At 37.2% G+C, this 6,644-nt stretch carries 9 protein-coding genes; 1 reads left to right on the forward strand and 8 read right to left on the reverse strand.

Features of this window, described 5'->3' with window-relative positions; genetic code table 11:
* The coding region (locus tag ACT3RM_RS16390; protein ID WP_444511421.1) for a hypothetical protein at positions 1 to 1,240 on the forward strand (1,240 nt) is incomplete at its 5' end.
* A gap of 159 nt (positions 1,241 to 1,399) precedes the next feature.
* Here the strand turns inward: ACT3RM_RS16390 and ACT3RM_RS16395 are convergent.
* The 8 genes from ACT3RM_RS16395 to ACT3RM_RS16430 all read right to left on the reverse strand — a co-directional run bounded on the left by ACT3RM_RS16395 (position 1,400) and on the right by ACT3RM_RS16430 (position 6,623).
* Positions 1,400 to 1,861, reverse strand: a complete 462-nt coding sequence (locus tag ACT3RM_RS16395; RefSeq protein ID WP_441995323.1) for a hypothetical protein — start codon at positions 1,859 to 1,861, stop codon at positions 1,400 to 1,402.
* 77 nt (positions 1,862 to 1,938) lie between these two features.
* Positions 1,939 to 2,328 (reverse strand): hypothetical protein, encoded by a 390-nt coding sequence (locus tag ACT3RM_RS16400; protein WP_182671366.1) that lies wholly within the window; start codon positions 2,326 to 2,328, stop codon positions 1,939 to 1,941.
* Between the two features lie 525 nt (positions 2,329 to 2,853).
* The gene (locus ACT3RM_RS16405; protein WP_002963060.1) at positions 2,854 to 3,585 is read right to left on the reverse strand and encodes a MauE/DoxX family redox-associated membrane protein; all 732 of its coding nucleotides are present in this window, start codon (positions 3,583 to 3,585) and stop codon (positions 2,854 to 2,856) included.
* Positions 3,586 to 3,609: 24 nt separating this feature from the next.
* The gene (locus ACT3RM_RS16410; RefSeq protein WP_441835638.1) at positions 3,610 to 4,095 is read right to left on the reverse strand and encodes a DUF305 domain-containing protein; all 486 of its coding nucleotides are present in this window, start codon (positions 4,093 to 4,095) and stop codon (positions 3,610 to 3,612) included.
* A gap of 159 nt (positions 4,096 to 4,254) precedes the next feature.
* Positions 4,255 to 4,773 carry a DUF411 domain-containing protein gene (locus ACT3RM_RS16415; protein WP_024591412.1) on the reverse strand — a complete coding sequence of 173 codons (519 nt, stop codon included), beginning with the start codon at positions 4,771 to 4,773 and terminating at the stop codon, positions 4,255 to 4,257.
* 10 nt (positions 4,774 to 4,783) lie between these two features.
* Complete coding sequence (locus tag ACT3RM_RS16420) at positions 4,784 to 5,272, reverse strand: YybH family protein (RefSeq protein ID WP_165723891.1); 489 nt, start codon at positions 5,270 to 5,272, stop codon at positions 4,784 to 4,786.
* 23 nt (positions 5,273 to 5,295) lie between these two features.
* A complete protein-coding gene (locus ACT3RM_RS16425; protein WP_441835639.1) occupies positions 5,296 to 6,204 on the reverse strand; it encodes a copper resistance D family protein in 909 nt (302 codons plus the stop codon).
* A gap of 11 nt (positions 6,205 to 6,215) precedes the next feature.
* Complete coding sequence (locus tag ACT3RM_RS16430; protein ID WP_010558009.1) at positions 6,216 to 6,623, reverse strand: copper resistance CopC family protein; 408 nt, start codon at positions 6,621 to 6,623, stop codon at positions 6,216 to 6,218.
* Between the last annotated feature and the right edge of the window lie 21 nt (positions 6,624 to 6,644).

Below are 6,644 nucleotides of genomic sequence, written 5' to 3' on the forward strand. Positions count from 1 at the left end.
TCATGAATCAAAAACCAAAACTTTTCTGTTAGGGAATAGTAAGTCTAAAAGAGTTACAGATTTAAAAACTTTTAAGTGTAAAACAAGTCGATTCGTACAAGGAATATTGAATCGAGAGAGTGAGGCAGTGAATATCTATTTTAGTCCAAATGAATTTTTTAATTGGCCTCGAGATCAGGGCTTAGCCCTGTTTAGAGCTAACTGGCTCGATATAGATATTACAGAAAAACTTGATGTACCAATTGTTCGTAGTGTTGAGAAAAGAGTGATTAAGGAAGTGTTACAACAGATTGAAGCTAGTTTGTTGCCGCCACCTACCGGTTATGTGTGCTCTGGCTCTGGTGGGCTTCATTTATATTGGATATATGATCCTGTAGATGCAAATAATGTGAATAAAGAGCTCTGGAAGAAAATAGCTAATACCCTTGTCGAGCAATTAATTAGTAAAGATGGTTTATGGTTTGTCGATAAAATGGCTTCAAAACGAGCTTATGGAAATTTACGAATACCAGGTTCAGTACACGGAAGAACCGGAATGCAAGCAAGGTATTTTGGTGGTGGTTTTAAGTATAAATTTGATGAGTTGATTAATTATCTAAATTTGGAAAAGTTTTATAATGAGCTAAAACTAAAGCAAGAGGAAAAGCGCGTAATTGAACTACCACTTAAGCCTCAAGCTAAAAGAGGTAATTCAAAAACGCCAAGGCGTTACGGACATAATATTAAAGAGTGGTGGCTAAAGTGTATCAACACGATTCAAAATCATTTTTATAAGCAAGGAGCTGTGCCAAAGGGTAAACGGGACAAAGCCGCATTCATATTGTTTGTTGCTTTTCAGCACTTGAATAAAAACACCGCATTTGAAAGGCTAACAAAAATAAACGATGAGTTAATTGGCTTATCTATGGAAGAGTTGATTAACTTGACTAAAACAGCAAAAACTACCCACTACAAATACAAAAAAGAAACATTAGCTGATTACATGGAGGACCTACTTGGGTTGAGTCCTGAATATTTAAATACAACACCTAAAGCTAAATTATCAGAGACTGAAATCAAGGAAAGGCAAAAAAAAGCAGCTACAGACACTGCGGTTAAAAAGCGGAGTAATTCACAGCAGCTTATTAAAAAAACAGTTAAGAAAATAACCAAAGAAACAGGCAACAAACCAACTCAACAGGCTGTTGCACTTCTTACCAATCTTAGTTTAAGAACAGTTAAAAGATATTGGATAGCATAATGTAACAGGGTGCTTAGATCGAAATTAAACAGCAAAATATGCAACAGTGGCAATACAGCTTAGAACTTTCTGGACTAGTTTCCCCGACCGCTTTGTGCCAATTGCAGACAGTGGTAACGCCCAGCGCTGGCTGTCGCTCTGCCGCTGTTTGTTATGTGCTTACGCGCCCTCGAACGCTGCCTTAGCATCTGCTACAAAGCTCTCATACTCTGAACGAGTAATTTCCGAACGATCCAGATTCTCTTTAGCTGCCTTCAACTTCAACTGGTACTTATACTCGATATCAGCCAAAATGTAGCCAAATTTTTCTTCTGTTATCAATCCTTTAGAGAATTGTTCTTTGGCTAATTTTGTACTCCAGGCTTTCCCGTTTGGCGCATCGGGTAAAGTGTAATCATTAGCCAATATAGATTCATCAGATATTCTGTAACCTTTCTCAATCTGCTCTTTCGCACATAGGTGGGGAATATAATTTACAGAGTCCTGAACCCCGTGCAAATGGTAGTCAAACGCAGCTGAGCAATATCCCACTACTTTTTCTTCGCTGTCTAGAATAGCTATCCGACCTTGCGCACAGCCAAGGATCATTAAGCAAAGAAACACGAGATTAATTTTTTTCACTGAACTATCCTTTGCACATAACGCCCAGCGCAGACGCAGCCAACGCGTAGTGTTGGCTGTCGCTCTGCCGCTGCTTGTTAGTGTGTACGGAGTTCGGGGCACATTTCACGAAGTTGCATACTTGCCAATTGCACCATAGTCTTGTTGAAATTTTGAGCATAGCTTTTGGCCTGCGCTCTAAGAGCTTCATGGTTAACGCAGTACTGCGAATCAGCTCCAACCCAAAGCATCTCCCATTTAGTATTTTTAAAAATACATGAAGTAAATGAGATATCGAAGCCTGGGCGAGAAGGTGCAATTCCATCCGCTACTGCGATGAAGTAAACATTATTCTCTTTAAACGCCTTCTCAGCCAGACTAGCTGCAACTTCTGGTTTGTAATTATCCTTTTGCGATTCAAAAGAGCAATCAGCAAGAGCCTTTCCAGAAACTAAACATAGTAGTGACAATATCAGTATTTTTTTCATGCTTACACTAACATTTTATAGTGCGTTGATCGCGTATATTTCTGCCGACGCTACGCTCATTTTTTCACATTATATAGTTTTAACAAATAATCTAAGGTATTACTATCATTAAGTTTTCTAAAACTTTAAAGAAAAGTTAAATAGAACAATATGCGCGCGTCGCTCATTTTCATGAATATATGCGCAAACCACATAGATTAGCCAATCAACTAACTATTGTATTAAGACAATCTCAATGGCCGGTTATCGCTCTAAGCGGACTAGAAAAAATTTCACAAAATTTATTGCCAAAAGAATCCTGGAATCAAATTTAGATTAGATCTATTTAATAAAGTTAGAGGGCTAGTGCTTTTTTAAATCATGCAATTAATAAAAAACTTTAGTCTCATTGTAACTTCAAGATACCTTAGAGAAGCCAGAGCAAATTGATGGCGTTTTAAGTTCAGGCAGAACCAGACTCAACTACTGAGTCTGGTTCGTGCTATAAATAAGCTCGTCATCATATTTTTAAATTAAAGCTGTTATTTACCTAACAAACATCCAAATACCGGCAGCTATCATAAATAAGTTTTCTGTTAGAGAGATAAACCCTAGTGGTACGTTACTGTCACCGCCTACACACGCACATTTTAACTCTCGTTTATCTATATAGACTGCTTTTATCACTGAAACAGCACCAACCCCACCTATGAATAATGAAATAGGGGCAATAATATAGGCTGGTAATCCGGCTATCATTCCAATGCCAACAAATGCTTCTAAAAATGGGTAAACATAAGCGTACCTGACTACTTTCATAGCGACTAAGTCATAGGTTATAAATGAATTAGTAAAGCTAAATAAGTCTTGAAGCTTTTGTATTGCTAACACTGCCATTGTTAGGGCTACGAACAGTTCAGCGGTTTGCATTGATAATAAGCTATTATCCGATGCAAAACTAAATGCCACACTAAGCAAAAAACTAACCGAAAAAATCGCAATCACGGGCGTGTAAGTTGTACCTTCTTGGGCTGCTTGTGGCTTATTAAAGTAATCACGTAAATCGTCGTAGCCACCTATACGTTTATTATCAATAAATGCTTGAGGTGTAGTTTCTACACTGTGTTGTTTTTTAAATTCATCTGTTTGCTCTCGAGAAGTTAAAAGCTGATCATCAACTGTATATCCCTCTCGCTCTAGTAGGTCTTTTGATTTTAAACCAAACGGACAAATATGCTCATCTGTTGCCATTCTAAAAAGTTGGGCTGATTTACTCATGCTTTACTCCTTATGTTATGCGGTTTATTTATTTGAATTGAAATCTGGAACAGCTCTTAATTGTGCTTGAGCATTGGTTTGTGCAATGCCGTTTTGCTCTATATCTTTTAGGAGCCATTGCATTTCTTTTATTTCTCGCTCTTGGGCTTCAATTATATTTGTAGCTAGCTTTTGAACGCGTTTATCTTTGATTTTTGCCCTGTCACTGGTGAGTATGGCAATTGAATGATGTGGGATCATCGCCGACATCCATGAGCTATCATCAACAGTCGCTTGTGAGCGAACTAAAAATAAACTTCCTGCAAATACGGCAACACTAGCAATGAGTACTGTTATATTTTTCTTTTTATCTTTATACATATTGAGCATGAAAAGTAGCATTATCACTGCCATCGTGGCTCCCATATAAAGCGCCATATAAGTACGAGTTTCACTAAAATAAACATGACTAAGTTGGTAGGTGTTCAAATACATCAATACAAACATGGTTATTGTAGATGTTGCTATCATTAAAAAAATTTTGAATAGTGTGACATTGTATTGATCCTTAAAAGTTTTGTATTTTGTTTTTACATATGAGTAATCTTTACACTATCAAGCTCACAAATCAGTGTTTCCTGTTGTGTAAAATGGGTATTTAACAATTAACTCAAGAATTATGCCGTTAGGCTAAAATTGCTCGCTGGATTTACTTATGTATCTGTAGGTTTCTTCATTTGAGTTGTCAGTGAGTAGTTCAATATTATATTTGTGAAATATACCCTCCATTTCCATTCCGGGAGTGCCAATAGGCATGGCTGGTACACTTAAGCCTGTAATGTGCGGAGCGTGTTGCCCAGATAAAAACTGTTTTATATGTTTAGCGGGAACATGACCTTCAAATACAAATCCATCGGCTGACACGGCTGTATGGCATGAGCGCATATTAGGTTTTATTTGATACTGAGATTTAATCGACCCCATGTCATTAACGTTAATTGCTTTTGTTTGAATATTGTTTTCACTCAAATGAGCAATCCACTTATTACAACATCCACAATTTTTACTTTTATAAACGGTAAGCTCAATTTCAGGTTTTTCTGAATTTTCATAGATTATTGATGTTTTATGCTGTTTTTCGATACTCATTGCCGAAAATGACATAGTTAATGATAAAAAAAACGCTGAGGTAATGTAGATTACTCGCATTGTTAACTCCTTAATTAGACCAGTGAATATGAGTGATTTTCCAACCTTTATCGGTGTTTTTTAATGTGATTGATTCCATTCCCGTAGACTTAATATCTTTCCCTTTATACTTTCCTTGAGTTTTACTTCTTGAAATTGAGTAAGCTATGTCTCCATTTGTGTGAACTTGATGCTCTAGCAGTTCACTATCAACTGCACTTAAGAATTTCATATCCGCTATCATATGATGGTTCGCGTATTCATCTGCAGAACGCTCAACAATTCCGCCTTCAAAAATGACGACATCGTCGGCCAGTAATTTACGGGCACCTTTGGCATCGCCTTGTTTTAGGGATGCATGAAATAAGCTAACTGCCTTTGCAGCTTCGCTATCAACATTAACAAAGACCCAGCCTTTTTTTGTGTGCTCTTCATGGGTGTGTGCGTTCACAGCAAAAGAACTAACAGCGCTAAAAATTAGTAGCAATAAAATTTTTAAATTAGAGGATTTAATTAACATACATTTTCCTTTTTTATTAATCGTTAAATAGGCGGACCAACAAGTGTTGTAAATACACTTGTTGTAATAAGTACAAATAGGGCAATTAATATTTCAACAATGATCGAGCGTTTTAATATACTTATATGGTGTTGTTGAGTGATTTGCGGGACTAAAAAAAGCTTATGCCATGCACCTAGTAACAGCATCGCGCAGACGAGTAACAGCTTTAATAAAATTAGTTGCCCATAATTTGATGTAAACAATGCAGAAAATGACTCTAGGTACTGCAGGAGCAGAGTTAAGCCCGAAATAAGTAGTACAAATACAATAACAATAGCGAGTTGACCAAAGTAATGCATTAACCGCTTTACTTCACTGGTAGGTAGTAAAGTGCAGCTTTTGTAAAGCGGCCACAATGACCCTAACCAGCTCGCAATGGCAATAAGGTGAAAGGTTAAAATACTTTTCACTAACCCATTTTCATTTGCACTGTGCCCAGTAAAAGTGAAGCTATAAGCGATAAACCCAAGCATGATTAGTATAACGGCACCGTTTTTATAACCTGCTACGTTATCATCTGATTCCACACTCCACATACATGCGCTAATTAGAGCAATAATAAGCGCTGGTATTCTAAACGTTGCTTGGTCACCTATGACTGATTGCCAAACAATTTCAAGCATAAAGGGGTCAAACATTCCCATAAAGCCTGATTCAGCCATTGCTCCAGCTTCTATTGGTACTTGTAAAAGTGCAGCAATACTACCTGTAACTACACACGTAATTTGCCAACGTTTTAAGAACTGATAAAAGCTAATTAAGTGATGCCCTGCAACATTGCTGTTGCCACACATAAAGCGCATTAATAAAGTGCCCGCAAGCCCTGCAATTGCGATATAGCTTGCTAGTTTTAATAATAGTAAGAGTACTGACCATTCACTTAATTGCATTATGTTGCTACTTAATGATTATGTTTGCTGTGGGTATTAGATTGTTCTTGCATCATCTTATGCGATTCACTTTTGTGTACCATAAATCTAAACGTGTCGGTCATTTTATGTCCATCACCACCCAGTGCTGTCCATTTAACCGTGTAAGTCCCTTGGACTAAGCTCGGCAATGACCAACTAAAGTCTGTGCTTGGGGTAGAGCTTGGTTTGAAATCAAAGTTTATTGATTTATTTTTTTCATCTTTGATGATGACTTTTGCTAGCCTTACTTCACCACCAAAAGTTAACGAAAGTTGCTCTGGGCTTTTCATTAACATGGCTTCTTGCGCAGGTGTTGATTGCTTGAGTGATATATGCGCTGATGCGGAAAATGTAAGTACTAAACCTAAAATAGCTACTGCAGAATTAAAAAACTTCATAATTACCTCTTATTTAAAATC

Source organism: Pseudoalteromonas sp. AOP7-A1-14 (genome assembly GCF_052376275.1).
In the GTDB taxonomy this organism is placed as follows: Bacteria; Pseudomonadota; Gammaproteobacteria; order Enterobacterales; family Alteromonadaceae; genus Pseudoalteromonas.